The following is a 2,597-nucleotide window of genomic DNA, read 5'->3' as shown; positions in this document are numbered from 1 at the left end:
ATTGCGCCGGATCCCCGCACGGTCGCGGCGAAGGGCCTGAAGTCGCACTACCAGGACGAGTACATCGCGGGCCTCGACCAGGCGCTCACGCCGTCCCTCAATTGGGGTGTGAAGCTCACCTGGCGCCAGCTGCGCAGCGCCATCGACGACACCTGCACCCCGGCACTCGGCGGCGCCTGCTTCCTGTTCAACCCGGGCCAGGGCAACACGTTCCTGCAGCTGCAGGATGACGGCACCTTCGTCGAGCGTCGTTACTCGAAGGCTGAGCTGGGCCTGGGCAACCTGAAGCGTAAGTACTACGCCCTGGACCTGTACCTCGAGCATCCGTTCGCCGACAAGTGGTACGGCCGCATCGACTACACCTGGTCGCGCAGCTACGGCAACACGGAAGGCCAGCTGGCTTCCGACCTGGATACCGGTAACGGTGGCCAGGCGGACGTGTCGGTCACGCAGGACTGGGATCTGCCGCAGCTGATGGTCGGCGCCAACGGCCGACTGCCGAACGATCGCACGCACCAGCTGAAGTTCTTCGGCTACTACCAGGCGACGGATGAGCTGCGCTTCGGCGTCAACGCGAACATCTCGTCGGGTCGTCCGAAGAACTGCACCAGCTTCTACCCGACCGCGGACCGCGGCCTGTACAACGGCTCGTTCTACTGGTTCTGCGGCCTGCCGGGCCAGCCGGGCTACGAGTTCTCGCCGCGCGGTTCGCATGGTTCGGCGCCGTACCAGTACCTCGTCAACATCAACGCGGCCTACACCCCGACCTGGCTGGATCGCCACCTGACCTTCCAGATCGACGTGCTGAACGTGTTCAACAAGCAGGAGCCGACGACGTACAACTTCCGCTATGCGGCAAGCCGTACGACGCGCAGCCCGACCTACCTGCGCGAGCTCAACTACACCGATCCGCGCACGGTCCGCTTCACCGCCCGCTACGACTTCTAAGCCGGCGCGCAGTACAGGTAACGCTACAACAAGAAAAAGCCAGGCGGTCGACACGGATGTCGGCCGCACGGCGGAAGGATTCACTCCCCAGATCGCCCCCGGTGCCCGCCGGGGGCTTTTTTTGCGACAGCGCGTGCCGCGCGAGTTTTTAGGAATTTTTCGTAGGTAAAAGTCTAAGAAAAAGCCTGCTTCGTCAGCTATTTGCCCAATAAGAGCCTGATCCTAAAGACGGTTTCTCGCGTTACTAAATAGCTGCCACGTAACTAATTGCCGATTTGTGCCGCTAGTGTGAAATTTTCATGTTGTACGTAGGCGTTTTCTTACGTATACATGACCTACGTCACGGACAGTGGCGTACTTCGGGGAGTGGCATCGTTTCCGCGATGTCGCTGTTTAAAGGGGATTTCTAACCGCCGATCCATTTAGAACCTGGTGCGTACCGGGTCGGGGTCGGCTTGCCGCGATTTATTGCGGTAGTGATATTTCACTGGGGAGAGTATTTGATGAGTTCGCGTATTTCTCGCGCAGGCGTCCTGAGCCGCCGTTCCGCGCTGGCCGTTGCCATCGCGCTCGGTACTGCCGCGCCGGGTGTGGTCCTCGCGCAGGCCACCACCGGTACCATTTTCGGTTCGGCCACCGCCGGCCAGACCGTTACCGCCACCAGCGATACGGGCGTGACCCGTACCGTCAACGTCGACCAGTCGGGCCGTTACACCATCGGCCAGCTGCCGCTCGGTAACTACAAGGTCACCCTGAGCCAGGGCGGCAATGCCGTGGACACCCGTTCGAACGTCACCCTGCGCGTCGGCGCCGGTACCGACGTTTCGTTCGTCGCCGCTGCCAGCGCCGCCAACGCCTCCAGCCTCGAAGGCGTCACCGTCTCGGCCAACTCGCTGCCCTCGATCGACGTCAGCGCGGTCGACTCGCGTACCGTCATCACTTCGCAGCAGCTGGACAAGCTGCCGCTGGCCCGCACCGCCGAAGCCATCGCGCTGCTGGCGCCGGGCGCCGTCGCCGGCAGCTCGTTCTTCACGGGCCCGACCGGTAACGCCCTGGTCTCGATCGCCGGTTCGGCCGTCACCGAGAACGCGTACTACATCAACGGCTTCAACACGACCGATCCGCTCAGCGGCTTCGGCGGTATCACCCTGCCGTACGGCGCCATCGACCAGCAGGAAATCCTGGCTGGCGGTTACGGCGCGGCATACGGCCGTTCGTCGGGCGGCGTGATCTCGCAGGTCGGTAAGCGCGGCACGAACGACTGGCACTTCGGTGCGCAGGTGCTTTGGGAGCCGAAGGGCACCAAGGCCAACCCGATGAACTACTACTCGCAGGTTGGCGCCAAGGCCGGCCAGCTGTATGACTACAACGCGAAGGACAAGCTGGATCGCCAGACGTACTCCGTCTACGCCGGCGGCCCGCTGATCAAGGACACCCTGTACATCTTCCTCGCTGCCGAACAGGAGCGTCGCTCGGGTGACCAGATCACCAGCTCGGCCGCGCCGTTCGTTTACAGCCAGAGCTATCGCAACCCGAAGCTCTACGGAAATATCGACTGGAACATCAACGACAGCAACATCCTCGAAGTCACCGGCGCGTCGAACAAGCAGAACTACGACGCTTCGATCTACGAGTATGACTACGCGACC

The 2,597-nt window shown here is 62.6% G+C and carries 1 protein-coding gene and 1 pseudogene; both read left to right on the top strand.

Features of this window, described 5'->3' with window-relative positions:
- Positions 1–948, top strand: a pseudogene (locus ACTHLF_RS21535) (TonB-dependent receptor); the annotation flags it as partial.
- Between the two features lie 503 nt (positions 949–1,451).
- Positions 1,452–2,597, top strand: a 1,146-nt coding sequence (locus tag ACTHLF_RS21530; protein ID WP_440330329.1) for a TonB-dependent receptor plug domain-containing protein, incomplete at its 3' end; no start/stop codon positions are given.

The organism is Luteibacter sp., from assembly GCF_051958795.1.
Taxonomy (GTDB): Bacteria; Pseudomonadota; Gammaproteobacteria; order Xanthomonadales; family Rhodanobacteraceae; genus Luteibacter.
This window is presented reverse-complemented; position numbering and strand designations above follow the sequence as displayed.